The following is a 26,993-nucleotide window of genomic DNA, read 5'->3' on the forward strand; positions in this document are numbered from 1 at the left end:
GAGGCGCGGTCAGGCGCGGAGCGCCGCCACCACGTGCTCCACGCAGGCGATGAGCGCCTCGACGTCCGACGGCTCGACCGAGGCGAAGGTGCCGATGCGCAGCTGGTTGCGCCCGAGCTTGCGGTACGGCTCCGTGTCGACGACGCCGTTCGCGCGGAGCGTCTTCGCCACCGCGGCGGCGTCGACGCCGTCGAAGTCGATCGTGACGACGACGGGCGAGCGGTCCTCGGCGCGGGCGACGAACGGCGTCGCGTAGTCGACGCCCTCCGCCCAGCGGTAGAGCAGGGAGGACGAGGTCGCCGCGCGTCCGGCGGCCCAGGCGAGGCCGCCCTGCTCGTTCATCCACGCGAGCTGCGAGTCGAGCAGCACGAGGGTCGCGAGGGCGGGCGTGTTCAGCGTCTGGTCGAGCCGCGAGTTGTCGAGCGCGGCCTTCAGGGAGAGGAACTCGGGCACGTACCGGTCGGACGCCGCGATGCGCTCGATCCGCTCGATCGCGGCGGGGGACACCAGGGCGAGCCAGAGGCCGCCGTCCGAGCCGAGGTTCTTCTGCGGGGCGAAGTAGTAGACGTCCGCCTCCGCGGCGTCGAAGTCGATGCCGCCCGCGGCGCTCGTCGCGTCGATCACCGTGAGCGCCCCGTCGGCGGCGATGCGCCGCACCGGCGCGGCGACGCCCGTCGAGGTCTCGTTGTGCGGCCAGGCGTAGACGTCCACGCCGTCCACGACCTCGAGCTCCGTCCGCGCACCGGCCGGCGCCTCCGCGACGGCCGGGCCGCGCAGCCACGGCGCCTTCGCCGCCTTCGCGAACTTCGCGCCGAACTCGCCCCAGGTGCCGTGCGCGCTGCGGCGCTCGATCAGCCCGAAGGCGGCGGCGTCCCAGAACGCGCTCGAGCCCCCGTTGCCGAGCACGACCTCGTAGCCCTCCGGCGCCCCGAGCAGCGACGCGAGCCCGGCCTTCACCGAGCCGACCAGCGCGCGCACGGGGCGCTGCCGGTGGGAGGTGCCGAGCAGGGTCCGGGAGGCGGCGACCAGGGCCTCGACCTGCGCGTCGCGCACCCGGGACGGGCCGCAGCCGAAGCGGCCGTCGGCGGGCAGCAGGGCGGCCGGGATCTGCAGGGTCGTGCTGGGGTCCGTCACGGTCACCAGAGCCTATTCGGACGCGGGGAGCGGCGCGGCCGGGCCCGTCGCCCCGCCCCCGTAGACTGAGGGACCGTCCGGAGAGGAGCGCTGCGGTGACGGATCTCGTCGACACCACGGAGATGTACCTGCGCACCATCCTCGACCTCGAGGAGGAGGCGATCGTCCCGCTCCGGGCGCGGATCTCCGAGCGCCTCGGGCACTCCGGTCCGACCGTCTCGCAGACGATCGCGCGCATGGAGCGCGACGGGCTCGTCGTCGTCTCCGGCGACCGGCACCTCGAGCTGACCGAGGCCGGCCGGACGAAGGCCGTGCACGTGCTGCGCAAGCACCGCCTCGCGGAGCGCCTCCTCAGCGACGTGATCGGGCTCGACTGGGAGTTCGTGCACGAGGAGGCGTGCCGCTGGGAGCACGTCATGAGCGAGCAGGTCGAGGAGCGGCTCGTCGAGATGCTCGGCAACCCGACGGAGTCGCCGTACGGCAACCCGATCCCGTCGCTCGACGACCTCGCCGCCTCCCCGTCGCTCCGCTTCCTCGAGGGCGTCGTCTCCCTCGTGCCCCACGTGCAGACGCACGGCGGCCCGGTGCGGGTCACGATCCGCCGCCTCGGCGAGCCGGCGCAGTTCGACCCCGAGCTCCTCGGCGAGCTGAAGGCGACGGGCGTGCTGCCCGGTGCCACCGCGACCGCGTCGCCGACGGCGCGCGGCGTCCGCCTCGAGGTCGACGGCTTCGAGGACGCGCTCGACCTCCCCGCCGAGGTCGCGGTGCACGTCTTCGTCCAGCGCTGACCGCGCCGCGCCGACGCCTCCGTCTCGAGGAGGAGATCCTTCGATCTGAAGTCGAAGGTCTTCCCGCGCGTCGCGCCGGTCGATCGTGAGCGCTTCGTTACCGTTCCTCTGATTCCGGGGGCACTCGCTCCCGGGCCGAGCGGTGCAGGGGGTGCGCGTGGGCGGGACGCCGGGGCTGGACGAGCCGAGATCGATGCGACGCGCGGCGAGCCGCTCGCCGCGCACGGACGGCCGACCGGACGGCAGGGGCGCTCGCCGCGCTCCGGCCCCGACGACGGCAGCGCCCGCCGCAGCGGCACGGCCGATGCGCCGCTCCCGGTCGAGGATCGTGCTCTCGGCGCTCGTCATGACCTTCGCCGCCGGCCTCGTGGCGACGCTCGCCCTGCCCTCGTACGCGACGAACCCGAACCGCACGAGCGAGACCGATCTCGTCTCCGGCCGCCAGCTCGCGAAGCAGAGCGGCGACCAGGAGTTCGTCGCGGGCAAGGACGTCGTCGCGGCCGAGCTCGACCGCGACACCTTCAAGGCGACGTCGTCCGCGACGCTGCTGCGCCGCGCCTACGCGACCCAGTTCGCGTCCTACACCGGCCCGAGCGCCGCCGACTTCCTGAAGAACCCGGCGCACCCGGCCTTCAGCCTCGACGCGGTCTTCAGCACCGCGCTGCAGTACCGCGGCGTGCCCTACGTCTTCGGCGGCGCGGACCCGAGCGGCTTCGACTGCTCCGGCTTCATCATGTTCGTCTACGCCCAGTACGGCGTGAGCCTGCCGCACTCCGTGCACGCGCAGGATCAGATCGGCACGCACATCGCCCCGGCGGACGCGCAGATCGGCGACGTCGTCGTGTTCAACGACGACTCGCACGACGGCTTCTACGCCGGCAACGGCATGATCCTGCACGCGCCGTACCCCGGCGCCCGGGTCCGCGTGCAGAAGCTGTGGACGAGCGACGTCCACTTCGTCCGCTTCGGCATCTGAGCGCCGCGTGTGAACGGACCGTTACGGTCCGGTTCCACTTGCCGTTCGGCGCACGCCTCCCTGCCGTCGTCCCTTAGCCTGGCGCTCGAAGCCCAGGCGGAGGGATCCGAAGATGGACGAGCGCAGGTACGGACGGTCCACGTCCGCCGGCCTGCCGCCGGTCCGCTCCCGCAGCGTCGACCACCATCGGCGCGTCTCACCGTCAGCGGTGCGCGAGGAACAGGGTGTCGTCCGTCGGACGGCGCCCTTTTTCGTCCCCGGGCGGCTCCCGCCCGGCCCGCGCACCGGAGCCCGCCGCGCCCGCGGCGGACCCGGCCCCGTTCGAACCCCTGCAAGCCGTGCAGGCCGCTTCGAGAGGAACGCCCATGCGCACCCTGGTCCTCAACGCCGGATACGAGCCGCTCGCGGTGGTGTCCTTCAAACGGGCGCTCGTGCTCGTGCTGAACGGGAAGGCGACCGTCGTCTCGGCCGATGAGTCGCACCCGGTCTTCGCGACCTCCGGCTCCTGGGAGCGGCCGAGCGTCATCATCCTGACCCGCTACGTTCGGATGCCGGGCCTGAAGCGCGTGCCGGTCACGCGCCGGGGCGTGCTGCGTCGGGACGAGTTCCGCTGCTGCTACTGCGGCAAGTCGGCGACCACCATCGACCACGTGCTGCCCCGGTCCCGGGGAGGCGCGGACAGCTGGGAGAACCTGGCCGCCTGCTGCCTCGCCTGCAACAACACGAAGGGCGACCGGACGCCCGCGGAGATGGGATGGACCTTGAGGACGACGCCGAAGATGCCGCACGGCACGACCTGGCTGGTGCGGGGCGTGGAGCGCCCGCAGCCCGAGTGGCACGAGTACCTGGCGACCGCCGCGTGAGCGGGGCGCCCTGGTACCTCGACTGCGACACCGGCATCGACGACGCGCTCACGCTCGGTCTGCTGGTCGCGCAGGGGGCCGACCTCAAGGGGATCGGCAGCGTGAGCGGGAACCTGTCCGCCGCGGGCGGCGCCCGGAACACGCTCGACCTCCTCGCGCTGATGGGCCGGCCCGACGTGCCGGTCGCGGTCGGTGCGCACGACCCGATCGACGGGCTGTTCGCCGGCGGCGCGGACTTCGTGCACGGCGCGAACGGCATCGGCGGGGTCGAGCTGCCGCACGTCGGCGAGCCCGTCGCGGAGTCCGCCGCCGAGATGCTGGTGCGGCTCGCGCACGCGCACCCGGGCGCGCTCCGCGTGCTCGCGGTCGGCCCGCTGACGAACCTGGCGCTCGCGCTCCGGCTCGAGCCGGCCCTGCCGTCGCTCGTCGCCGACGTGGTGGTCATGGGCGGCGCCGCACGGGTGCCCGGCAACGTGACGGCCGTCGCCGAGGCGAACATCATCAACGACCCGGTCGCCGCGCAGGCCGTCTTCGACGCCGCATGGCCGGTGACCATGGTCGGGCTCGACGTGACGATGGAGGCGCGGTTCGAGGACAACCACCGCTCCGACCTCGCGTCGGGCGGGGCCTCCGCCCGCGCGCTCGCGGCGATGCTCGGCGTGTACTTCGACTACTACGCGCCGATCTTCGGCCGCCCGTCCTGCGCCCTGCACGACCCGCTCGCCGCCGCGATCGCCCTCGGGCTCGTCACGCCGACGCTCGCACCGGTCGTGCCGATCGAGGTCGACGCGACCGACGGGCCGGGCCGCGGGCAGACGCTCGTCGACCTGCGCAGCCGCTTCATCGGCTACCCGCCGCAGCCCGGCACCCGGCACCGGGTCGTGCTCGACCTGCCGGAGGGGTTCGGCGACGTGCTGGCGGAGGAGCTGCTCCGCCTGCCGTGATGCCGGGGCGGGCCCGGCGGCCGGCTCAGGCCGCCGAGGCCCGCTGCAGCTCCCAGAGGGAGCGCTGCAGCGCGATCGCGAGGTCGCGGAGCACGACGAGGTCGGCGTCGTCGACGTCGCGGGGCTCGGCGTCGAAGACGCAGAGCGAGCCGAGCGGGGCGCCGTCCTCCGACTCGATGCGGTAGCCCGCCCAGAAGCGGATGTCGCCGCTGCGGACGTCCGGGTAGCCCTCGAACCGGAGGTCCTGGGACGCGTCGCCGACGATCACGCCGCCGTAGGTGCGGATCGTGCGGTTGCAGAGCGTCTGGCCGCGCTTGATCACCTTGTTCGGGAACCCGGCGGTTACGCCGTACCGGGCGTGGTCCGCGTCGATGATGCTGAGGGCGGCGGAGGACGTGCCGTAGCGCTCGCGCGCCTCGTCGACGAACTGCTGGAACCGCGCGACCCAGAGGCCGTCGCGCGGCGGGAGCAGATCGACGGCGTCGAGCCGGAGGTCCTCGTCGTAGTGGTCGTCGGGCAGGAAGCCGACCATCGGGTCGATCAGCCCGGACGCGGTCGCCGCGGCGACCGCTGCGCCCCATGCCGAAGCGGCGTCCTCCGGGGCGTCCTCGAGGCGGACGACCGGCGTGAGGGAGTCGACCGCGGTCTCGAGCGCCTCCGCGATCTCGTCGACGCGGCGCGGGTCCAGGCCGGCCGCCATGGCGGGCGGCACGACGACGACGACCGACGAGCCGGCGACGAGACGGCCTCGGAGCTGCTCGAGCAGGAGCCCGACGCCCTCCGCCGTCGCGGCGACCGAACGGCGCCAGCGGTCGGGGTCGATGAGCACGGCGACGGCGTCGATGCGCTCGAGGTCGCGGCCGGGCAGCAGGGCGCCGGCGGCGGCGTCCGCGAGCGGCGCCGCGGGCAGCACCTCGACGTCGACGCCGTGGCCGGTCCGCTCCGCGAGGCTGCGGGCGACCTCGGTCGAGAGCGCCTCGTTGAGGACGGACCCGTCGCCGACGAGCACCACGCGGTACGGGCGGGGACCCGAGGCGGAGGACTTCATCGAGCGGCTCCTGTCGGAGAGGGTGGTGCGGACGGAGGAGATCGGCAGGACGGTCACGTCGTCGCTTTCGTGAGCGGGAGTTCGGGGCCGTCATCCGTGCCGGGGCGCGAGGCGGCGGTGTGCGGTGCTGTGGAGGATCGTCATCCCCAGTGCAGGTGCCAGTGAAAACGCTATTGACCCACCACTGTGCCCGGCACCCGCCACTCCGGGGGTATTGCTGAGAGTAGGCCGGGACGGCTGCGCCTGGATACGACGATGCGTGCAGTTGCGTACTGTCAATCGTGCAGGGTGGTGGAACGGGCTCCGTCGTCGGGTCCGCGCTCCGCGGCCGGCAGGTCGCCCACGAGCGCGCGCACCGTGCGCTCGAGCAGGTCCTCCTCGGCCGACGCCCGCCCTGGCTGCGCGAACGCGGCGGCGAGGCGAGGGTGCGTGGCCGCCGCGGCCTGCAGGGCGGCGATCGTGCGGGGCGACGGCTCGATCGCGGATCGTGCGAACAGGCTCGCGACGCCCGTGAGCAGCGCCAGGGTCTCGAGGTGCTGCGCGCCGCCGCCCGGCGTCCCGTCGAGCATCCCGAGGCCGGCGTCGAGGACTTCGATCGCGACGGGGCCCGGGCGCAGCGTCGGAAGCAGGTCGATGAGCCACGGATGTCGTCGCAGCACGGCGACCTGCGCCCGCGCGAGCGCGACCAGGTCGGCCGACCGGTCGCCGGTCGGCGACGGGACTGAAAGGGCCTCGAGCGCTCGGTCCGCGGCGGACTCGACGAGCTCCTCGTGCGTGGCGACGTAGCGGTACAGCGCCGCGGGAGCGAGACCGACCGTGCGCGCCGTCGCCCGCAGGGTCAGCGCCGGCGTCCCGCCGGCGTCCGCGAGCGCCACGGCCGCGTCGACGATCTCCGTCCTCGACCGCGACGGCCGGGGGCCGCGGGTCCCTCGGCGCTCCGCCCCCGGGCTGGCGTCATCCATCGCTGCAGCATAAACTGCGAACCCTGTTCACGGTTGGAGGAGCGCATGGAGGAGCGGTTCGTCGACGACGGCGCGGGCGGCGCCTTCCTGGTCCGGACCGAGGGGACCGGGCCGGGCGTCGTGGTCCTGCACGGCGGCGGGATCGACTCGCGCGAGTACGGACGGCTGGCCCGGGTCCTCGGCGAGCGCTGCACCGTGCACCGCTACGACCGGCGCGGGCGGGTCGGCGCGCCGCCCCTGCGCCCCGGGCACGACGTCGAGGTGGACGTCGACGACCTCGCGCGCATCCTCGAGGCCACCGGGGCGCGTCGCCTGCTCGCGCACAGTGGCGGCGCCTTCGTCGCGCTCCGCGCCGCGCTGCGGCTCCCGGTGGAGCGGCTCGCCCTCTACGACCCGGCCGTGTCCATCGACGGGTCGACGCCGACGGCGTGGTTCGAGCCCTTCCGTGCCGCCGTCGCTGCGGGCGACGTGCCGCGGGCGATGGCGCTCGCCGGCGAGGGCGCCGACCCGGACGCCGCGCTCGCGCGCCTGCCGATGCCCGTCCGGATCGCGATCTGCCGCGTCCTGCTGCGGACGCCGGTGGGCCGGCGGATGGGCGAGGGGCTGCCCACCGCGGTGACCGAGGTCGGGCAGATCATCGCCCACGACGGCCCCGCGAGCGCGTACGCGGGCGTGACGGCGGACTCCCTGCTGGTCGCCGGCGCCCGCAGCGCCGCCTCCTTCGGCCGCGTCTGCGACGCGCTCGCGGCCGCGATGCCCCGCGCGCGGTCGCTGCGGATCGCGGGCGCGGCGCACGAGGCGATCAACGTGGCGCGACCGGCGTTCGTCGCACCGTTCGCGGACTTCCTCGCCGCCTGAGGCGGATCAGCCCGCGAGTCGAGCCCGGATCCTGCCGGCCCCGTCGATGAAGGCCGGCAGGTCCGGCTCGTGCGAGCGGGACTGGAGCAGGACCGTCGTCGCTCCGGCGGTCGCGAGGCTCCGCACGACCGCCTCGATCTCGTCGTCGCCGCCCGTCGCCGCGAAGCGGCGGTCGCCCTGCATGCCCCACGCGTCGAACTCGGGCTCCATCCGCGCCGCGCCGCCCGGACCGAAGTCCGTGAAGACGGAGACCACGACCTCGTGCGCGCCCTCGCGACCCGCCGCCCGGCGCGCCGCCAGCGCGGCGTCCGCCGCCGCTCGCACGCGCTCCGGCGTCATGCCCGGCACGAGGACGGTCCCGTCGCCGACCGCGCCGGTCGCGGCGAGCGTCTTCGGGCCCTCCCCGGCGACGAGCACCGGGACGGCGTCCTGCGGCGGCCAGGCGAGGCGGACGCCGTCGAGCCGGACGTAGCGGCCCAGGGCCGTGACCTCCTCGCCGGCGAGCAGCCGCCGGAGCGCGGGCACGTACTCCTGCAGCAGCGTGAGCGGCGACGGGACGCGGGCGCCCGCCTGGCCCATCCAGTCGAGCACGCCGTGCCCGACGCCGAAGCGCCCGCGGCCGGGGAACAGCCGCGCGATCGTCGCGATCTCCATCGCCGTGAGGGCGACGTTCCGCAGCGGCACGGGCAGGATGCCGACCCCGACCCGGAGGCGCTCGGTCGCCGCGAGCGCCGCGGTCATGGTCGCGATCCCGCTCTCCTTGAAGCAGTCCTCCCAGACCCACAGCTCGTCGAGGCCGGCCGCCTCCGCCCGCCGGGCCGCGTCGAGCAGCGCCTCGGGCGCGAACGTGGGCTGGAACACCGTCCCCAGTGACGTCATGCGCTCATTCTGCGCGGCGCCCGGACATCCCGGGCGTATCGTCCCCGGCATGCGCGGCGCACCGTGGGAGGGGCTGTTCTACGGCTTCGTCCTCCAGGCCGTCCTGGGCCTCGGGGCGCTCGTCTACGCCCTGCAGACGGACGACTTCCTCGCCCGCACCGTCGCCTGGACGCTCGTCGCGGTCGCCCTCGTGGCCGGTGCGCGCACCGTCCGCCGCGCGGCGCGGCAGCCCGACCGGCAGGACCGCCCCGTCGGCCGGTCGTGGTTCGGCGGCTGACCGACCCGCGCCGTCGGACCAGCGCCGTCAGACCAGCGCGCTCCCCGTCGCGACGCGGAGGAGGTCGAGCTTCGACGCGTCCTCCGACCCCGGCGCCGCGGTGTAGACCACGATGCGCAGGTCGCCGCCCGGGGCGGTCAGCACGTCGCAGTCGAGCTCGATCGGGCCGACCGGGGTGCGCGTCGCCGTCTTCCTGCTCGACCGGTGCTGCGCGACGTGCGCCTCGCCCCAGCGGCGGGCGAAGTCCGGCGACGCCGCTCGGAGGCGCGCGACGAGCGCGGCGAGCCGGCGGTCGTCCGGGTAGCGGCCCACGGCGTCGCGGAGGTCCGCGGCGAGGTCGCGGGCGAAGTCCTCCTCGTGCTGCTCGTCGAAGCGCATCCGGTCGTGGCCCTCCGTGAAGTGCTTCCACGCGACGTTGCGCTCGGCGGCCGGCACCTCGGCGGGGTCGCCGCCGATCGCCGCCCACAGCGGATTCCACCGCAGCAGGTCCCACGACGCCGACAGCACCGCCATCGGCACGTCGCCGAGCCGGTCCACGACCCGCTGCACGCCGGGCGGCACGTGGCGCGGCACGTCCCGCGGGCCGGGCACCGCCGCGCCGCCGACCCGGAACAGGTGGTCGCGCTCCGCCTCGGTGAGCCGGAGCGCCCGGGCGAGCGCGCCGAGCAGCTGCGGGGAGGGGTGCTGCGCCCGCCCCTGCTCGAGGCGGACGACGTACTCGACGCTCACGCCGGCGAGTGCCGCGAGCTCCTCGCGCCGGAGGCCCGGCGCGCGCCGACCCGGCCCGGCGGGCAGCCCAGCCTCCTCCGGTCGCATGCGGTCCCGCCAGGCGCGCAGTACCGTCCCGAACTCGTCCATGCGCCCATCGTCCACCCCGGCGGTCGCGTCGGGGTGGTACCGGCAGTGCCTACGGTGCCGGGCGGCGGCGGCCGCAGGCTCGGGGCATGACCACGACACTCATCACCGGGGCGAACAAGGGCCTCGGACTCGAGACCGCGCGGCGCCTCATCGCCGCCGGCCACACCGTCCACGCCGGCATGCGCGACCCGGGCAGCGGCGACGCGGCGCGGGCGCTCGGCGCCCGCGTCGTGCAGCTCGACGTCACCGATCAGGCGTCCGTCGACGCCGCGCTCGCCGGCCTGCCCGAGCTCGACGTGCTCGTCAACAACGCCGGGATCATCGGCACCTCCTTCGGCGTCGACGACCTCGACGCCGCCGCGATGGCCGCCGTCCTCGACACGAACGTGCTCGGCGTCGTCCGGGTGACCCAGGCGGCCCTCCCGCTGCTGCGCCGGTCGTCGAACCCGGTGGTCGTGAACGTCGCGTCCGGCGTCGGCTGGCCGCGGTGGCTCGCGACCCCGGGCCGCGACGAGCACCCCGTGCCCGCGATCCCGTACCCCGCGTCGAAGGCGGCGGTGATCACGCTGACCGTGCAGTACGCCAAGAACCTGCCCGGGATGCGGATCAACGCCTCCGACCCCGGGTACACCGCGACCGACCTGAACGGGAACAGCGGCCACCAGACGGTGACGGAGGGGACCGACGCGACCGTCGCGCTGGCCCTGCTCGGCCCCGACGGTCCGACGGGCGAGTTCCACGACCGCACGGGGCGCATCCCGTTCTGACCGCGGGCCCCGCGTCCAGCGCGGGGTGCGACCCTGGACGCCTGCGGACGCGGCCAGGAGCCCCGTCCCCGTCGACGTCGACGCCCCGGCACCCGCCGGGGCGTCGTCGCGTCCGGAAGGAGCCTCGTGACCGCCGCCGCAGCGCCCGTCCGGGCCCGCCTGCCGTTCGTCGCGGTCGTGCTCGCCGTCGGCACCTTCCTCATGGCGACGAGCGAGTTCGTCGTCGCCGGGCTGCTGCCGGAGGTCGCGGCGGACTTCGACATCGGCGTCGCGCAGGCCGGGCTCGCGATCACCTGGTTCGCGATCGGGATGATCGTCGGCACGCCGGTGATGGTGCTCACGACCCTCCGGCTCCCGCGGCGGTCGGTGCTCGTGCTCGCGCTGCTCGTCTTCGCCGCGGGGCACGTGGTCGCCGCGCTCAGCGGGTCGTTCGTGCTGCTGCTCGCCGCCCGCTTCCTCACCGCGGTCGCGACGGGCGCGTTCTGGGCCATCTCGGGGCTGGTCGCCGCGGACGCCGCCGGGCCCGCGGCGAGCGGCCGCGCGCTCGGGGTGATCGGCGCCGGCGGCATGCTGGCGAACGTCGTCGGCGTGCCGCTCGGTTCCCTGGCCGGGCAGGTCGCCGGATGGCGCGGCCCGTTCTGGGCCCTCGCCGTGCTGGCGGCGCTCGCGGCGGTCGTCATCGCGCGGCTGGTGCCGCACGACCGCGCCGCGCACCGGCCGACCCGCGTCCGCGACGAGCTCGTCGCGCTGCGGTCCGGCCGGCTGTGGCTCGTCCTCCTCGCGTGCGCGGCGGTCGCGGGCGGCACGCTGTCCGTCTTCAGCTTCGTCTCGCCGCTGCTCACCGACCGAACCGGGCTGCCCGCGACAGCCGTGCCGCTGGCGCTGGTGCTGTTCGGGCTCGGCGCGCTCGCCGGCACCCTGCTCGGCGGTCGGCTCGGCGACGCCGCGCCGACCGCGACCGTGCTCGGCGCCATGGCGGTCACGCTCGCCGCGGTCATCGCCCTCGGCGCCGTGTCGACGATGCCCGTGCCGACCCTCGTCGTGTTCGGCGTGCTCGGGCTCGCCGGCCTGTCCGCGAACCCGATCCTCGGCTACCTCGCGATCCGGTTCGGCGGGTCCGCGCCCACCCTCGCGAGCGCGCTGACCCCCTCCGCCTTCAACCTCGGCACCGCGGTCGGCACCGCCGTCGCCGCGGCGGCGCTCACGGGGCCGCTGGAGGAGCTCGCGCCGATCGCGGTCGGCGCCACCAGCGCCGCGCTCGCCCTCGTCGTGTTCGGCGCGCTCGTGGTCGTGCAGCGGAGCGGGAAGGCGGCCGCGGCGGCGCTGCCGGGCGAGGGGCGCGAGCCCCGCCTCCCGGTCCGCGGCTGATCGCGGCCGGCCCGCGCCCGCGCGTAGGGTGACCGGGCACGGGGAGGCGCCATGCGGACCAGCGGTCGGCGAGCGGTCGCCGTCGCCGCCCTGCTGGTCCTGGTGCTCGTCGGAGCGCTGACCGCCGCGGGACTCCTGCTCCGGGGTCCGTCGCAGGACGCGGCCGTCGTGACCGGACCGCCCAGGGCGACGCCGTGCCGCGGGCGCCGTCCCCGCTCGCCCGGTACGGCGCGATCGCCGGCTCGGACTCCTGGCTGCGTTACGCGTGGACGACCCGCGACGACCGCGTGCCCGTCGCGGCGGACGCCCTCCCGTACCCGCGCCGCGAGCGCGCCCTGCTCGACCGCGGCGGTCGCGTCCTCGCCGTCCCGCGGGAAGCGGCCGTCTCGCTGCTGGGCGACGAGCCGCTGCTGCTCCGGCTCGCCCGCGCGCCCCGATTCGCGACGTCGGATGCACTCGGCAACCCGGGCGACCGACCGCTGGCGATGCGGTGGCGGCTGCCCGCGTCGGGGCGCACCGGCACGGCCTTCCTCGCGCCGCACGCGAGCGTCGTCGGCTTCGGGCCGGACGCGAGCTGGGTCACGGCGACGACCGTCCGTCGCGGCGGCGGCGTGGACACGAACCTCGCCCCTGTCGACCGGCTCGAGCGCGTCAGCACCTCCGGGCAGCGCATCGACCTCGGCATCCCGTTCCCGGAGGGCGCGCCGTACACGGTGATCACGGGCGAGAGCGGCGTCGTCGCCTACTCGACCGCGGGCGACGGCGGCGACCACCCGCCGGACGGACGGATCCGCTTCCGCGCGTGGGAGGGCGGCGCCTGGCGCACGCTCAACCCGGGCGACCCGCCCCAGGGGGAGATCACCTGCTCGACGGCGTCGGCCCGGCTGCTCGCCTGCGACGCCGTCGGCGCGGACCGGCGACGTCGCGCGCTCGTCCTCCGGCTGCCCGGCGGCACCCGCGCCGTGCTCGCGCCGCCCCCCGGGGTCCCGCAGTCCTGCGCCACCACGCAGGTCGCGACCGCCGAGGGTTTCCTCGGCATCACGCAGGGCTTCCGGATCGACGGACGGGCCTGCCCGGCAGGGCGGCTCTCCCAGCGCTCGGCGGTTGGCGCGACGACGCTCTCCGACCGCGTCTACGACCCGTTCCACGCCCCGGTGCTCGCCTTCGGCCGGATCGTCGTCGCGGAGCGGCGCGAGCACCGCCTGCTCGCGCTCGAGACCGTCGACGGCGAGCCGCAGGTGCTCGTCGGGCGGTGAGCCGCGCACCGGGCGTCGAGCGCACGACGCCGATCGGTGCCCCTGGAGGGACTCGAACCCGAACTCCGCCCGCGTGAGCGCGGATGGACATGCCCAGATCCGCGTGTTCATGCGGATCTCGGGTCACGGGACGTCGGTAGTGCGGCGCTCGATCCGCCCGGGTTGCAGTCAAAATGCAGTCACGGGATGAGCCGACCGCGAAGGGCGGCCCGCGCGATCGACGATGGCGACCGCGAGGCCGGTCGAGTAGATGAGCAGGGGGACCCGTGGCGGCCCTCACCCGGTGACGAGGGCGTCGGGACGCGACGGTCCGCAGGCTCCTCCCCGGCATCGGGGGGCTCGTAGACTGCCGTTCACTATGGCCGGACGAGCAGCAGTCGGCGGCGGAAACGCGCAGTCCCAAGTCGTCGTCGATGGCATCCGAGCCATGATCCGGGGCGGGCGGATCGGGCCGGGGTCACGGATACCTGCCGAAGCCGAGCTGGCGACGGAGTTCGGTGTCTCGAGGAGTTCGCTTCGAGAGGGTGTTCGCGCTCTTTGCGTACTGGGGGTGCTCGAGACCCGCCAGGGAGATGGCACCTTTGTGACGTCCCTGGACTCGTCGGTGCTTTTCGCGCCGGTTGGATTCGCCCTCGACCTGCAGAGCGCGGAGCATCAGGACGACCTTCATCTCGTCCGGCGGGTGCTGGAGGCGGAGGCGGCATCACGCGCTGCGTTCCGTATGACGAATGACCAGATTCAGACCGCCGCAGCGATTCTTGATCGGATCGCCGGGGTCGTGGATGAACCCACGGACGCGGACCAGGAGGCGATCCTCGATGCGGACGTCGAGTTCCATCACGTGATCGCCCTGGGGGCTGGTAACGCTTCGCTCGCGGCGCTCATCGATGTTCTCGCGGACCGGACCTGGCGAGCCCGACTGTGGTTAGGGCTCCGGCATCAAGACCAGACGCGGATGGCGCACCGCGACCATCTCGCGATCCTTCAGGCGCTGCGCGACCGCGACCCCGATCGCGCTCGCATGATGATGAACTACCACCTGACACTGGTCGAGGATCGTGTCCGCCTCGACGGTCTGACCACGTCCCGGTAATTCAGGCCCAAGTGAGATCCAATCGATGCTCGCGTCCTGACGGAAGACGGATCTCCCGGACCGCCTGACCGTCCACCGCGACTGGGCGCGGGAGGCGTAGCCGGACGGGCTGACTTCTCACCCAGTCCGACTGCTCCTCGCCGCCGAGCAGCACCTGCAGCCCCGTCGTGCTCCACTCGAGTCGTTCGACGACGAGTCCCGTTCGGGTGGTGAGCCCGCCGACGGCGCCGCCCGGCCAGGTCGCCGGAAGCGCGGGCAGGAGGTCGATCCGATCCCGCGAAGACCGCACGAGCATGGATGCCACGACTGCGGGGAGACCGCCGGCGGCATCGACGTTGAAAATGACGCCCGCATCGTGCGTCGTGGTCATCGAGGGGCGAGTGTGTAGTTCGGCGAGCCATCGCACGCACTGCTCGGCCGAGTCCGCATCGCCGAGCGCAGTCGCCGCGAGCCCGAGCTGCGTGAGCCCGAACGCCATCTCCATGTTCCCGGGAGGCGCCGTGGGGTCCATCGCCCGCCACGCGATCTTGTCCTTCACGAGTCGACCGGCCGCGGACCGCAGTTCACCCGCTTCGAAGGCGGGATCGGTGTCGTACCAGAGGGGGTAGAGCTGCGAGACGTGGCGATGCGCAAGCCGGTCCGGCTGTCCCGCGCCGGACCACTCGGCAAGGCGCCCCTGCTCGACGCGGAACCGCGGCTCGATCTCGAGATGCGGCGGCGTCTCGCCACGCGCCTCGGCGAGGATCCGTGCGGCGCGGGCGGCGTCGCGCACGACCGCGACGTCCATGGCGGGGTCGACGCTCAGCGGCGTCGCGGAGCCCGCGGGCGTGTTCTCGGGGCTGTACGCCGGCGCGAAGACGCCCTCGGCCACCAGGTCCTCGTAGAAGTGCAGGATCTCCAGCACGAGCTCCCAGGTCTCGTCGTCGACGAGGTCGCGGTCGCCGGTGGCGAGGACGGCGTCGGCCAGCATGCGCAGGATCCAGCCGCCGCACGAGATCCAGAACTCGTGGGGGAAGTCGCCGTTGAAGTGGTTGGCGAGGCCGTGGCTGCTCATGCGACTCGGCAGGAGCGCTCCTCGGAAGCCGAAGAGCTGCTTCGCGTTGACGCGGTAGTCGTCGAGGTGCGGGACGAGGAGTCGGATGAGCGCGCGGATCTGCTGCGGGGTCCCCGTCGGGATCAGTGACGCGACACCGCCGTTCTGCACATTCCCGTTGAGCGTGTAGTCGGCCGACCACGCCGGAGCCCACGTTCCCTGCCACACGCCCTGCAACGTGGCGGGGAGCTCTCCGGTGGATCCGATCACGGTGTACCGCCCGGCCGCGTAGGCGAGCTCGATCAGTCCACGCAGCAGCGCGGTGTCCTGGCCGGCGCCGTGCAGAACATGCTCAGTCGGGACGTCCTCGCTCACGCCGGAGTGGAGGTCGAGCCACGACGCCCGCAGCAGCGCGGCGTGGTCGCCGATGTCGAGGGACGGATCCTGCTCCACGCCAGAGACGGCGACGTCGAGTTCGAGCGCGGCCCACTCGTCCGGCCGCAGATCGAATCGCGCGACGACCGAATCCCGCTGCAGCTCGATCTGCGATCCCGGAGGAAGTCGCAAGGTCGTCGTCGAGCCGATGTCGGAAGCGCCAGGCGCGGTGCTGAAGACGCTGAACCGCGGCCCGGCCGGGTCCTGATCCACTTCGGCTCGCACGTGGTCGGCGTAATCGACCGCGCCGGGAAGGTCGGCGTGATTGTCCGTCGCCATGCCGAGCCGGAGCTCGAGCGCGGTCTCGACCTGCGAACGCACCTCGACCAGCACTGACTGGGTCCCTCGCGGCGCCCGGACTCGCATCTCGGCTCGGCTGTCGGACCAGTGCAGCGCGACGGCACCGTTCTCCAGGTCGACGGCGCGTCGATAGCCGCTGAACGAGTGGTCGCCGAAGCGGACCCGGAGCTCCGAGCAGGGCGCGAGCGGATCGGTCCAGATCAAGCGGTCGTAGCCCGCCGCGGCGACGGCGTCATCGACGATCCGTGCTGCTCGAGCGGCGTCCCCGTCGATCAGCGCCGCGCGAGCGGCTCCGCGCACGTCCGCGAGCGGTGGAGGCAGCGGGCGCGGGTGCACGGGCAGGAAGAACCGTTCGTGACTGATCGAGACGACGTGCTCTCGCGGCGAGCCCCAGACGAGCGCGCCGACGCGACCGCTCCCGACGATCACCCCCTCGTCCCATCTGTCCGCAGTGCTCGTGCTCACGAAGGAGCTGCGGCCGGGGCGCTCTGCGCTCACGACCGGTCCTCGAATGCAGCCACCGTCAGCACCTCGAGGGGTGATTCGGGGAACTCGATGCGGATGTACCGAGCTTCGCGCTCGGGGAAGACCATCCGCAGCTGCGAGAGCTCGTCGACCCGGTCGGTGCCGACCGCCTCGTAGCCCTCGTGGCGGAGGGCGGGCGACGTCGAGATCGTGACCGGTGCGCTGCCGAGGGCGCCGACCGAGATCGTGTTCAACCGTCGAGGGCCTTCGAGGTCGACGATCAACCAGTGGCCCGGCGTCTGGTCGGGTGCAGTCCATCCTGCTGCGGTGTTCGGGTCCGTCACCCACGCAGCGCTCCTGCTCGGAGCGGTGCCGCTCGCGAAGACAGGACGACGGGCGGCGAGGTTCGCGGAGTCCGCCGTTCGCGGGACGCCGCTGCGCGTCGGGGGGCCGGAGGGGAACCGCAGAGGACGGTCGTCCCACTGCGGTCCGCCGATGGCTTCGATCAGCAGCTCGGCGTCCGGCAGGCCGGGGGCGGTCGCGACGACGCGGATCGGTCCGGCGAAGTACGCGCGCAGGTCGACCGCTCCGAGGCCGTCGAGCAGCGAGTCGTCGTCAGCGACCATCCGATGCTCCCGTCCCGTCGGGAATCGGCCGTCCCCCTCGAGAACGCGGAGCTGGACCTCCAGCGGCGCCCGTGTCCGACTGCTGCTCCCATCCAGCACGCTGACGATCAGCCGCGCGTCGTCGGTGCCGTCGGTGCGGATGGTCGGCCTGTCGCTTTGGATCGAGAGCGCAGCCGCCGGGGCCGTGGTGCTGGGCGCGGGGGCGGGTTCTCCGGTGAGACGTTCGCGGTACCAGAAGTAGGAGCGGAGGGGGAGCCGACGGTGATCGATGAAGCCCATGTGGCTCATGCCCGCGAAGATGCTCCCGTGGTGGAAGGCGCACCACAGGGCGACGCCGGACCGCCAAGAGTGAGGCACCTCGGTGCCGTCCGTGTATCGCGCCAGTGACTCACCTGGGCGGTCCTCCACGACGCTGCCGTACTCCGTCACCATGTTCGGGAACCCGGGGTCCGGATACAGCGCGGCCCCGTCGCCGTTGTAGCCGGCGACATCGCCGAGGACATCGAGGTTGCCGCGCTGCGCGCCGCCGACGGCTGCAGGTCGTCCGGGGTCCAGCTCGCGGGATCGTGCGACCATCCTCGAGGTGAGCGTCCTGGCCTTCTCGAGGACCTCTGGCTCGCTGAAGTAGACCTCGTTGCCCATGGACCAGGCGATGATGCTGGGGCGGTTGAAGTTGGTCCTGATCATCGTCTCGAGGCTGGCAAGGACGTTGCGCTCGAACCGCTCCTCCTGCTCCTGATGGATCGGGTATGCGCTCGCCGTCCAGAACCCTTCGACGGTCTCGCCTCCAGTTCCCCAGAACGGCGCTTCCGACCAGAAGAGCACGCCCTGACGGTCGCACTCGCGGGCGAACTGTTCGTGGTGGGGGTAGTGCGAGCCGCGGATGAAGTTCATCCCGGCCGCCTTGATGAGGGCGACGTCGCGCGCGATCGCCGCGTGGGTGACGCCGTCCCCCCACCCGGCGTGATCCTGGTGGACGTTCGCCCCCTCGAGCCAGAGGTGCTCGCCGTTGAGGAAGAAGCCGCGGTCGGCCGTGAACTCGAACCACCGCAGACCGAACTCATCGTTGTCCTCATCGAGCACCAGGTCGTCTCGCAGGAGTTCTGCGGTCACGGCGTGGAGTACCGGGTCGTCGGGGTGCCACAGCTCCGGCTGCTCGATCTCGAACGAGACGGATGCGGTCCCACGGCCCACCGCGGGGAGGTCGATGCGAGTCGATGCGCGTTGCGTGGAGCCGCGATGCTCGATGGTGCAGCGGACCTCGACCGACTGCTCGATCGCGGAGTCGTTCTCCATCGCGACGGTGACGACGACAGTCGCGCGATCGGCCGACACGGACGGGGTGGAGACGGCCACGCCGTAGGGCGCGATGTGCACGAGGTCCGTGACGACGAGCGACACGTCGCGGTAGACGCCACCGTTGAACACGTGCTCGCCTGCGCGAGGGGGCAGTTCGGCGTCCCACTCGTTGTCGACCTCGAGATGAAGCAGGTGCCGTCCGGGCATCGCCCAACGCGTCAGGTCGAGCTCGAACTCGGAGTAACCGCCCGCGTGGGATCCGACCGGCCGGCCATCGAGAAAGGCCGCCAGGTGCTGGAACACGCCGCCGAAGCGCAGCGCGATCCGCTTGCCCTTCCAGGACTCCGGGATCTCCAGGTCGTGCTGGTAGCTGCCGGCGCCGACATAGAACGTCGTGTCGAGGTCGGCTGGCACCGCGAACGAGTGGGGCAGCCCGACGTCGAGCCATCCATCGTCCGCCTGGTCGGCCCGTCGGTCGGCGGGTTGGCTGCCGAATCGGAACCGCCAGTCGCGGTTCTGTCCCTCGATGATGCGCGTGGCCACAGTGCCTCCAGTTCGCAAGACGGTGAAGTCATCCTACGTCTCTCGGGCATCGAAGCAGGATTTGCGCAAATTTCACCAGATCGTGACCGTAGACATCAGACGTCTTGTTTGACTGCGTGAGCGGAGTTGCCTACCATCCGAAAGGACGACGCGGTCTGAGGAGGGTCGACGATGACTGAAACAGCAGCGGTGCGAAGGCACTGGCGCGAGTACCTGTCGATCTCGCCGTTCTTCGTGCTCTTCGCCGCGTTCTCGATCGTGCCGCTGATCTACGCGCTGTACCTGTCGACGCAGCAGTGGGACGGGATCGGCGATTCGAAGTTCGTCGGGCTCGCGCAGTGGCAGCGTCTCGTGGCCTCCAACGACTTCTGGTACGCGACCGGCAACACGTTCCTCATCTTCGCGATGGGCCAGATCCCGGTCATCATCGGAGCGTTGATCGCGGCAGTCCTCCTGTCCCAGCCGAGGCTGCGCGCCCGAGGGCTCTACCAGACCGCATTCTTCCTGCCCCAGGTCACGTCGCTCGTGGTCGTGGCAGTCGTGTTCCAAGCCGTGTTCAGCAACCGATTCGGTCTGACGAACGTGCTGCTGCAGGCCGCAAAGCTGCCGACCTTCCAATGGCTGACCGACCCATGGGGGATCCGGATCGTCATCGCGGCGATGATCATCTGGCGCGGCTTCGGCTACTTCCTGCTGATCTTCATGGCCGGCATCTCCGCGATCGATACCGGCCTGTACGAGGCGGCGCGGCTCGACGGCGCCGGGCCTGTCCGGATCCTGGGCTCGATCACGCTTCCCGTGCTCCGACCGACGGTGATCTTCGTCGCCCTCACCGGCACCATCTCCGGCCTGCAACTCTTCACCGAACCACAGCTGCTCTTCGGTGGCGGAAGCGGTCCGGACCGGGGCGGCCTCACGATGATGCTGCTGCAGTACCAGTACCTCGGCGGCCCCGGCGCAGCGACCGCACAGACCGCGGTGACGCCGGATCTCGGATACGCCAGCGTCATCGGATGGGCCGTCTTCATCATCCTGCTCGCGATCGCCGCGCTCTCGTTCAGGTTCACCCGACGCGGGCTGGAGGACTGAGATGACATCGATCACCCGAACGGGTTCTGCGCGCGGCACATCCACGCGGACCCGCCGCCGCCCCATCCGGCCGAACCTCGTCGCGACGCACGTCGTGCTCGCCATCGGACTCGTGCTGTTCGCCTTCCCGTTCTACTGGCTCGTCGTCATGGCGACCAGCTCGACGAGCGACATCTTCTCCTTTCCCCCGCGCCTGATCCCGGGGCCGGAGTTCTTCAACAACTTCGGGCAGGTCCTCGCGAACACCACGTTCGTGCAGGCGTTCTTCAACTCCATCTGGCTGACGGCGCTGACTGCCACGATCCAGCTGTTCCTGGCATCGCTCGCCGGTTACGTCTTCGCGAAGCGACGGTTCCCGGGTCGGGACCGGCTGTTCGGCCTCGTGCTCGTGACCCTCGTGCTCCCCACCGGGGTCGCGCTGGTGCCGAGCTACCAGATCTACGCCGGACTGGGGTGGCTGAACTCGTTCTGGCCGCTGATCATCCCGTCCGCCGTGTCCGCCTTCGGCGTCTTCTGGATGCGCCAAGCCGCAGTCTCGGCAGTGCCCGACGAGGTGATCGACGCGGCCGCGATTGATGGTGCGGGATTCCTCCGCACGTACTGGACCGTCGTCCTCCCCATGATCCGACCGTCGCTCGTCGCGCTGGGGATCTTCCAGATCATGTGGACCTGGAACGACTACCTGTGGCCCCTGCTCGTCCTCGGCAATCCGGCTCAGTACACGTTGCCGATCGCGATCCAGCAGCTGAAGGGGAACTACGGCAACGTCGACTACTCCGTCGTCATGGCCGGCACGCTCGTCGCCACCCTGCCGCTCATCGCACTCTTCCTCGCCCTCCGTCGCACCGTGCTCGACAACGTCGCCGGTAGCGCGGTCAAGGGCTGACCGCTCACCCTCCCTCGCACCATCCCATCCACCTCGAAAGGCACGACCATGTCCAAAATCAGAACGGCCGCCGCCATGGGCGCCGCCGCGGCGCTGATCGCAGCACTCGCCGGTTGCTCCTCCGGAGGCAGCGACTCAAAGACCGTCACCATCTGGTACCGACCGAACTCGCTTCCCGCGGCGTCCATCAAGGGCGTGCAGAAGCAGTTCCCAGACGTGACCATCAAGCTCGTCAAAACACCCGACGTCGACACGAAGCTGACGTCCGCACTGCGCGCGAACTCGGGTGTCCCGGACATCGCCGTCGCCAACACGCAACCGCTCCGAAGCGCGCAGAGCAAGATCGTCGACGTCTCGAAATACGGCTTCGCGAGCGTGAAGTCCGACTACCTCGACTGGAAGGTCAAGGCAGCGCAGGGCGACGACGGCGCGCAGATCGGGATCCCCATCGACATCGGTCCCGAAGGCTTCTTCTACCGGGTCGACAAGTTCAAGGCCGCAGGGCTGCCGACCGACCCCGCAGACGTCGGCAAGCTCGTCTCGACCTTCGACGGGTACGAGCAGGTCGCCCAGACGACGAAGGACAAGCTCGGCGCCTTCGTCTGCGACTCGCCCGACTCCTCGGTCTACGTCCCGAAGACCTTCGGGCAGGGGTACTTCTACTACAGCTCGGACGGGAAGCTCGACCCCGGCTCCGCCGTCAACAAGCAGGGCTTCATCGACGCGACCACCTTCGGGCAGAAGGGGCTGTGCCTGAACGCGCAGCCCTACCAGTCGGACTGGAGCGCCGGCGCTTCGCAGGGGAAGCTCGTCGGATTCGTCGGCCCGGCCTACGAGGCGACCCTGCTCAGCTCGTCCGCGCAGAACAGCTCCGGCCAGTGGCGGGTGACGACCGCCCCCGGCGGCTCGTCCTCGCAGATCGGATCGAACCTCTCCGTGTTCAAGACCAACGCGGACCCGAAGGTCACGACCAAGATCGCGATCTGGCTCACCAACGCGACCAACCAGGCGAGCGGGTACCAGACGGACCGACTCTTCCCCTCGACCCCCGCGTCCTACTCGATGGCTGCCATGAAGGAGCCGGAGTCCTACTTCGGCGGTCAGGTCACCGCGCAGGTCTTCGCGGGCATCGCGAAGGACGCGCCGACCGTCACCACCGGCCCGGCGTCGATCACGACCCAGACCGTCTTCAACAACGCGATGATCGACGCGGTCAAGAACAAGACGAACCCGTCGGACGCGTTCGCGAAGGCGCTGAGCGCCGCGCCGACCGCGCAGTAGTCCAGCGATCTCAACCACCCCAGCGGGGCGCCGCCACCTCAGCGGCGCCCCGCTCGTGGCCGCTGCCACCAGCCCCGAGGAGAGTCATGCCCACGATCACCGCGATCGATACCTACGACGTCCGATTCCCGACCTCCCTGTCCGCGGACGGGTCCGACGCGATGAACAAGGACGGCGACTACTCCGCCGCCTACGTCGTCGTCCGTACGGACCAGCCCGGATTGGCGGGGTACGGGTTCACGTTCACCATCGGGCGAGGGAACGACCTGTGCGTCAGCGCAGCGGAGCTTCGCGGACGCCCCCTTCTCGGTCGAGACGTCGACGCGGTCGTCCAAGACCTCGGCGGCACGTATCGCGACCTGCAGTCCGACAGCCAGCTGCGGTGGCTCGGGCCGGACAAAGGCGTGGAGCACCTCGGACTCGCGGCGGTCATGAACGCCGTATGGGACCTCGCAGCCCGACGGGCTGAGAAGCCCCTCTGGCGGCTCCTCAGCGACATGACGCCCACCCAGCTCGTCGACGCCGCGGACCTCCGCTACCTCTCGGACGCGCTCACGCGCGACGAGGCGATCGCGATGCTCCAGGACCTCGAGCCGACGCGGGCATCACGGATCGCCGAGCTCGACGCGACGGGGTACCCCTGCTACACCACCAGTGCCGGATGGCTCGGGTACTCGGACGAGAAACTGCGGCGGCTCTGCCAGGAGGCGGTCGACGCGGGCTACCGGCACATCAAGCTCAAGGTCGGCGCCGACCTCGATGAGGACCGACGTCGCCTCGCCATCGCGCGCGAGGTCATCGGCTGGGACGCCGCTCTCATGATCGACGCGAACCAGGTCTGGGACGTCCCGCAGGCGGTCGAGTGGGTATCAGCACTCGCCGAGTTCAAGCCGCTCTGGATCGAGGAACCGACCAGCCCGGACGACGTGCTCGGTCACGCCACGATCCGACGGGCAGTCGCACCGATCGGAGTCGCGACGGGGGAGCACGGCATGAATCGCGTGCTGTTCAAGCAGCTCTTCCAGGCCGAAGCGATCGACTTCTGCCAGCTCGATGCAGCGCGCCTCGGCAGCGTCAACGAGGTGCTCGCCGTCTACCTGCTCGCGAAGAAGTTCGACGTCCCCGTCTGCCCGCACGCCGGCGGTGTCGGCCTGTGCGAGCTGGTGCAGCACCTGTCGATCTTCGACTACGTCGCCGTATCGGGCTCGCTTGAGCGGCGAGTGACGGAGTACGTGGACCACCTCCACGAGCACTTCGTGGAGCCCTGCATCGTCGAGGACGGCGCCTACCAGCTGCCCACGGCCCCCGGCTACTCGGCCGAGATGCACGAGTCGACGCTGACGGCCTACTCCTTCCCCAACGGAGACTTCTGGGCCGGCGAAGGAGCTGCGCTCGCGAGCCGAGCACTCCCCGCCCTTTCGCGCGGTGGACTGCTCGCAGCGCGTTGAACGCCAATCGCACGGCCCCGGCTCCTGGCCGCGCGCGGCTTAGTGCCCGGGCAACTCGGCGCGATCGTCGCCCCCGAGCCGCAGACGACCTGGGGACGCGGCATCCCTTCCGATCCTGTCATCCCTCGGATTGACCACCCTCGTTCCCGTTGACCGAGGTCCCGGACAGGCGCGCGATGCAGTGGCCGTCGAAGCCCAGCAGGTCACCCGCTACTTCAGCACCGTGGAGCGAGCCCGACGAGACGACGAGCGGCCGGTCCCGAGTTCATCGCCGCATGCGCTCCCCTCATCGCCTACGACCTCTGCGAGTCGGTCCTGGCAACGCCGCGGGACGCGACCTCTGACGGATGCGCGTAGACGCCGGCGAACTAGTCCACGTCGTGCGCCGGTTGCTTCGCGGGACAACCACTGGGCCTTCGAGGGAGCGCTCACCGTTGCGATGTGCGTCAAGCGCACGGCGAGTCAGGCCCGCTCGAGGTCCTCGATGTCCGCGGCGATGCAGGGCCGTCCTGTGCGGGTGGTCGTGGCCGCCCGGAACGCACGAGCGGCCGACCCTTCCAGGGCCGGCCGCTCGTCGAAGCTGTGGTTACTTGCCTACGGGGTTGCACATGGTCGATGCCTTCCTACGCTGGATCGCCAACGTATCACTCAGCGTCGGGTGTCGTCCCGGTATTCCTGACCCCCTCTTCGTAGGTCCTCAGCTCCTCGAGGAGCGGCCAGGACAGCCAGAACTCGACGGACAGTGACGGAGTGCCTCTGATCCTCTGAACGATCTCGTAGGCGGCAGCGGTCTCATCGAGGAGCGCGAACCGCGCGAGGGCGAACTCCTGCGCCAGCGCGGATGTGTCCCAAGCCCTCACCTCTGCTTCGCACTCGCTGAAGCGGCCGAGCCTCTTGAGGGCGAGCCACCCGTTCACCTTGACGACCAAGGCGGTGTATCCGCTCTGAAACGGGCTGCTGTTGACCTCGCGGCTGACGCCATCAACTACGCGGTGTCGCGCCTGCTGAAGGAGCCGGTACAGACTGTCGCCCAGGAAGCGCTCGACGTGCTCGACCTCTTCCGGGTCCTTCATAACCGAGTAGGCGATGCGCGCCGTGATCGTCAGGGTGACGATGAGTAATCTGTCGGCTGCATCTCGCAGGTAGTCGGCTGAAACCGGAAGCAGCGTGCCGAGTTCCGGCTCGGGCCTCAGGCCTCGCAGATTTTCGAGATACGGCGCGGACACCCTGCCGCCATTGTGCATGTGGACGTGACGGCGCTGCAGGACCTCCCGCGTCGTCAGGTCCGTCGCGATCGGAGGTGGCGTCACGTGCGCCCTGGTCTCGAGCCAGCGCATCTGCTCGACGTAGCTCTCACGAAGCAGAGAGTCGACGGCCTTCTCGACCACACTCTCCTTGAACGCGTCCAAGGACTCGTATGCGATGACGTCCTTCCAGGCGAACTGGCGATCGCTTGTGGACAACAGCCCGGGGTGAAGGTCGATGAGTTCCCGCACGAGGCCGGCGAGGAGCACCTCGAAGTCCGCGATCAGCGCGCCCAACAGCGACGACAAGAGCACAGAGGTGCCTGGGCTCTCAAAGTGAGCGCCCAGGATCGTGGCGATGTAACGGAAGCTGTAGCCCTGCGGCAGGGACGCGAAGAGGCGGTCGAGAGCGACAGACGTGACCTCCGCCGGCTCACCCGCCTCGAGATCGCCCGGACGGACCTCCCGGGCTTCCTGAAGTGCATCCCAGGATCGATCGAACGTTTCGTCGTCGATCGCGGGTTGATGGGCACGGACGGCCTCGCGCGCCCGCGCTCTCGCATCATCGATGACTTCCCGCTGGCGCTCGACGAACGACACCAGACGGAGGAGCTCGTGCTGGCTCGTCTCGAATTGGCTCGCGAGGCCGACGAGCCGCTGCCCAGGCGTCAACTCGAAGACATGCGCGGTCTCGTCGTCGTGCGCCTCGTCGGGGGCTGAGGCCTGCGGCGGATCTGTCATGCGTGCCACCGTATGCGGCCCGCGATGGTCGCTATCTCATTGCGAACAGGGCTCGGTCTTTAGGCAGGGACCGCTGTGTCGGTCGCGACTTGCGCCTCGGCGTCTTGAAGGTTCCCCGCGTCGTCCGGATCGCCAAATCCCTCGCGAAGTGCCTCGTCGGGTGCGTGGGGTCTTGCGAGGGGTTCCGTGCGTCTTGCCCTGTCCTGGCCTGCCACCTCCGCGGACGCGGCTCCCGAACCACCCCCACACAACTTGAAATGAAGCGTTGTGCAGGGGTGGTTCGGGAGTGCAGGTGGCAGGCCAGGACAGGGCAAGACAAGAGGAAGGGATAGGGAGGACAGGGCTGGGGAGGAGGTCCGGATGGTGTTGTGATGCGAGCACACGAGGAGGAGCAGTGACGGGGCAGCAGCGACTAGGGATGGTGCTGTCGGAGTGAGTCGTTGATCGCGGCAGTAGGGGTCGAGCGCTGAGGGGGCGGACGGTGGGAAGCATCGAGTCGTATGAGACGGCGGACGGGCGTCGGTACAAGGTCCAGTTCAGAAAGTCAGACCGGATGTCGACGACGAAGCGCGGCTTCCGGACGAAGCGCGAGGCGCAGGTGTTCCTGGCGCAGACCGAGCTGCAGCTCGCGGGCGGCACCTGGATCGACGGTCGCGCGTCGCGCATTACCGTCTCCGAAATCGGGCCGGCGTGGCTTGCGGCGAAGGCGCACCTCAAGCCGTCGTCGTTGCACGTCCTGCAGACCGCCTGGCGGATCCATGTCGAGCCGGTCTGGGGAGATCGCCCCGTGGGATCGATCACGCCGAGCGAGATTCAGGACTGGGTGGCGGGGCTCACCCGGCACCGCAGCGCGACGGTTGTCATCCGCGCCTACGGGGTGCTCGCTGGGGTCCTAACGCGGGCGGTGAACGATCGACGGATCGCGATGAGCCCGGCTCGCAACATCGCCCTCCCGAGGAAGAGCAGGAAGCACCGCAGCTACCTCACCCATGCGCAGGTCGAGGCCCTTGCCAAGGAGGCGCGGGAACACCGCGCGATGGTGCTCCTGCTCGCCTACACCGGGCTGCGTTGGGGAGAGGCAGTCGCCCTTCGGGTCGAGAGCATTGACTTCGATCGGGAGCGCGTCCTCGTGCGGGCGAACGCGGTCAACGTGGCAGGGCGGATCATCCCTGGGACGCCGAAGAGCCACGACTCCCGGAGCGTCGCGTTCCCCCACTTCCTCGCCGCCCGGCTCCGGCTCGAATGCGCGAGGAAGGCGCCGGGCGATCTCGTCTTCGGGGCGGGTCGGGACTACCTACCCACTCCGACGCACAAGGACGGCTGGTTCGCGGGAGCGAGGAAGCGCGCCGTCGCAGCGGATCCGACGTTCCCTGCGCGGCTCGCCATCCACGACTTGCGGCACACAGCCGCCAGCCTCGCCATATCCGCCGGTGCGAACGTGAAGGCGGTGCAGCGGATGCTCGGGCACGCGTCGGCCGCCATGACGCTCGACACCTACGCGGATCTGTTCGAGGACGATCTGGACGCCGTTG

Annotated in this window: 22 protein-coding genes and 1 pseudogene; 15 read left to right on the plus strand and 8 right to left on the minus strand. The window is 71.6% G+C overall.

The genetic code is table 11. From position 1 onward, the window contains the following. Nucleotides 1–9: 9 nt before the first annotated feature. A complete protein-coding gene (gene serC / locus D1781_RS03580) occupies nucleotides 10–1,134 on the minus strand; it encodes a phosphoserine transaminase (protein ID WP_119481715.1) in 1,125 nt (374 codons plus the stop codon). Nucleotides 1,135–1,229: 95 nt separating this feature from the next. Here serC and D1781_RS03585 point away from each other — a divergent pair, with 95 nt between their 5' ends. The 4 genes from D1781_RS03585 (at nucleotide 1,230) to D1781_RS03600 (ending at nucleotide 4,705) form a co-directional block, all read left to right on the plus strand. Beyond that, entirely contained in the window at nucleotides 1,230–1,922 is a 693-nt protein-coding gene (locus D1781_RS03585; protein ID WP_119480878.1) for a metal-dependent transcriptional regulator, read from the plus strand. A 346-nt stretch (nucleotides 1,923–2,268) separates the two neighbouring features. Then, nucleotides 2,269–2,898, plus strand: coding sequence for a C40 family peptidase (locus D1781_RS03590; protein ID WP_158589980.1), 630 nt, complete (start codon nucleotides 2,269–2,271; stop codon nucleotides 2,896–2,898). A gap of 365 nt (nucleotides 2,899–3,263) precedes the next feature. Next, the gene (locus D1781_RS03595) at nucleotides 3,264–3,761 is read left to right on the plus strand and encodes an HNH endonuclease (RefSeq protein ID WP_119480880.1); all 498 of its coding nucleotides are present in this window, start codon (nucleotides 3,264–3,266) and stop codon (nucleotides 3,759–3,761) included. Beyond that, entirely contained in the window at nucleotides 3,758–4,705 is a 948-nt protein-coding gene (locus tag D1781_RS03600) for a nucleoside hydrolase (protein WP_233550955.1), read from the plus strand. The genes D1781_RS03595 and D1781_RS03600 overlap by 4 nt, the downstream gene beginning before the upstream one ends. Nucleotides 4,706–4,730: 25 nt before the next feature. Here D1781_RS03600 and D1781_RS03605 read toward each other — a convergent pair whose 3' ends face one another. Further along, nucleotides 4,731–5,753 carry a GAF domain-containing protein gene (locus D1781_RS03605; protein ID WP_147392026.1) on the minus strand — a complete coding sequence of 341 codons (1,023 nt, stop codon included), beginning with the start codon at nucleotides 5,751–5,753 and terminating at the stop codon, nucleotides 4,731–4,733. A 275-nt stretch (nucleotides 5,754–6,028) separates the two neighbouring features. Further along, the gene (locus D1781_RS03610) at nucleotides 6,029–6,715 is read right to left on the minus strand and encodes a TetR family transcriptional regulator (RefSeq protein ID WP_119480883.1); all 687 of its coding nucleotides are present in this window, start codon (nucleotides 6,713–6,715) and stop codon (nucleotides 6,029–6,031) included. Nucleotides 6,716–6,760: 45 nt separating this feature from the next. Between D1781_RS03610 and D1781_RS03615 the strand changes: the two genes are divergently transcribed. After that, nucleotides 6,761–7,573, plus strand: coding sequence for an alpha/beta fold hydrolase (locus D1781_RS03615; RefSeq protein WP_119480884.1), 813 nt, complete (start codon nucleotides 6,761–6,763; stop codon nucleotides 7,571–7,573). 6 nt (nucleotides 7,574–7,579) lie between these two features. Here the strand turns inward: D1781_RS03615 and D1781_RS03620 are convergent, their stop codons facing one another. Further along, nucleotides 7,580–8,452 (minus strand): LLM class flavin-dependent oxidoreductase, encoded by an 873-nt coding sequence (locus tag D1781_RS03620; RefSeq protein ID WP_119480885.1) that lies wholly within the window; start codon nucleotides 8,450–8,452, stop codon nucleotides 7,580–7,582. Nucleotides 8,453–8,501: 49 nt separating this feature from the next. On the opposite strand from D1781_RS03620, the gene D1781_RS03625 reads away from it, so the two are divergent. Then, nucleotides 8,502–8,729, plus strand: a complete 228-nt coding sequence (locus D1781_RS03625; protein ID WP_119480886.1) for a hypothetical protein — start codon at nucleotides 8,502–8,504, stop codon at nucleotides 8,727–8,729. A gap of 27 nt (nucleotides 8,730–8,756) precedes the next feature. Here D1781_RS03625 and D1781_RS03630 read toward each other — a convergent pair whose 3' ends face one another. Then, nucleotides 8,757–9,587: a helix-turn-helix transcriptional regulator gene (locus D1781_RS03630; RefSeq protein ID WP_119480887.1), complete on the minus strand. Its 831-nt coding sequence runs from the start codon at nucleotides 9,585–9,587 to the stop codon at nucleotides 8,757–8,759. A gap of 86 nt (nucleotides 9,588–9,673) precedes the next feature. Between D1781_RS03630 and D1781_RS03635 the strand changes: the two genes are divergently transcribed. The 4 genes from D1781_RS03635 to D1781_RS03650 all read left to right on the plus strand — a co-directional run bounded on the left by D1781_RS03635 (nucleotide 9,674) and on the right by D1781_RS03650 (nucleotide 14,071). Continuing rightward, nucleotides 9,674–10,354 (plus strand): SDR family NAD(P)-dependent oxidoreductase, encoded by a 681-nt coding sequence (locus D1781_RS03635; protein ID WP_119480888.1) that lies wholly within the window; start codon nucleotides 9,674–9,676, stop codon nucleotides 10,352–10,354. Between the two features lie 126 nt (nucleotides 10,355–10,480). Then, nucleotides 10,481–11,722 carry an MFS transporter gene (locus D1781_RS03640; protein WP_199706367.1) on the plus strand — a complete coding sequence of 414 codons (1,242 nt, stop codon included), beginning with the start codon at nucleotides 10,481–10,483 and terminating at the stop codon, nucleotides 11,720–11,722. A gap of 194 nt (nucleotides 11,723–11,916) precedes the next feature. Next, nucleotides 11,917–12,978, plus strand: a complete 1,062-nt coding sequence (locus tag D1781_RS03645; RefSeq protein ID WP_119480889.1) for a hypothetical protein — start codon at nucleotides 11,917–11,919, stop codon at nucleotides 12,976–12,978. 358 nt (nucleotides 12,979–13,336) lie between these two features. Then, nucleotides 13,337–14,071: a FadR/GntR family transcriptional regulator gene (locus tag D1781_RS03650; RefSeq protein ID WP_119480890.1), complete on the plus strand. Its 735-nt coding sequence runs from the start codon at nucleotides 13,337–13,339 to the stop codon at nucleotides 14,069–14,071. A gap of 1 nt (nucleotide 14,072) precedes the next feature. Here the strand turns inward: D1781_RS03650 and D1781_RS03655 are convergent, their stop codons facing one another. Together D1781_RS03655 and D1781_RS03660 are read right to left on the minus strand one after the other, a co-directional pair. Beyond that, on the minus strand, nucleotides 14,073–16,337 hold the full coding sequence (locus tag D1781_RS03655) for a glycosyl hydrolase family 95 catalytic domain-containing protein (protein WP_233551127.1): 2,265 nt from the start codon (nucleotides 16,335–16,337) through the stop codon (nucleotides 14,073–14,075). Beyond that, the gene (locus tag D1781_RS03660; protein WP_158589982.1) at nucleotides 16,334–18,772 is read right to left on the minus strand and encodes a glycoside hydrolase family 2 TIM barrel-domain containing protein; all 2,439 of its coding nucleotides are present in this window, start codon (nucleotides 18,770–18,772) and stop codon (nucleotides 16,334–16,336) included. The genes D1781_RS03655 and D1781_RS03660 overlap by 4 nt, the downstream gene beginning before the upstream one ends. A gap of 171 nt (nucleotides 18,773–18,943) precedes the next feature. Here D1781_RS03660 and D1781_RS03665 point away from each other — a divergent pair, with 171 nt between their 5' ends. From D1781_RS03665 to D1781_RS03680, 4 genes are all read left to right on the plus strand, one after another. Next, nucleotides 18,944–19,861: a carbohydrate ABC transporter permease gene (locus tag D1781_RS03665; protein WP_119480893.1), complete on the plus strand. Its 918-nt coding sequence runs from the start codon at nucleotides 18,944–18,946 to the stop codon at nucleotides 19,859–19,861. A 94-nt stretch (nucleotides 19,862–19,955) separates the two neighbouring features. Then, nucleotides 19,956–20,747 (plus strand): carbohydrate ABC transporter permease, encoded by a 792-nt coding sequence (locus D1781_RS03670; protein WP_233550957.1) that lies wholly within the window; start codon nucleotides 19,956–19,958, stop codon nucleotides 20,745–20,747. A gap of 48 nt (nucleotides 20,748–20,795) precedes the next feature. Further along, nucleotides 20,796–22,028, plus strand: a complete 1,233-nt coding sequence (locus D1781_RS03675) for an ABC transporter substrate-binding protein (protein WP_119480895.1) — start codon at nucleotides 20,796–20,798, stop codon at nucleotides 22,026–22,028. 86 nt (nucleotides 22,029–22,114) lie between these two features. Next, nucleotides 22,115–23,476, plus strand: coding sequence for an L-fuconate dehydratase (locus D1781_RS03680; protein WP_119480896.1), 1,362 nt, complete (start codon nucleotides 22,115–22,117; stop codon nucleotides 23,474–23,476). A gap of 644 nt (nucleotides 23,477–24,120) precedes the next feature. Here the strand turns inward: D1781_RS03680 and D1781_RS03685 are convergent. Beyond that, nucleotides 24,121–25,461, minus strand: coding sequence for a hypothetical protein (locus tag D1781_RS03685; protein WP_119480897.1), 1,341 nt, complete (start codon nucleotides 25,459–25,461; stop codon nucleotides 24,121–24,123). A gap of 553 nt (nucleotides 25,462–26,014) precedes the next feature. Here D1781_RS03685 and D1781_RS03690 point away from each other — a divergent pair. Beyond that, nucleotides 26,015–26,956: pseudogene (locus D1781_RS03690) on the plus strand (tyrosine-type recombinase/integrase); the annotation flags it as partial. Nucleotides 26,957–26,993 lie beyond the last annotated feature (37 nt).

This window comes from Amnibacterium setariae (assembly GCF_003581425.1).
Lineage (GTDB): Bacteria > Actinomycetota > Actinomycetes > Actinomycetales > Microbacteriaceae > Amnibacterium > Amnibacterium setariae.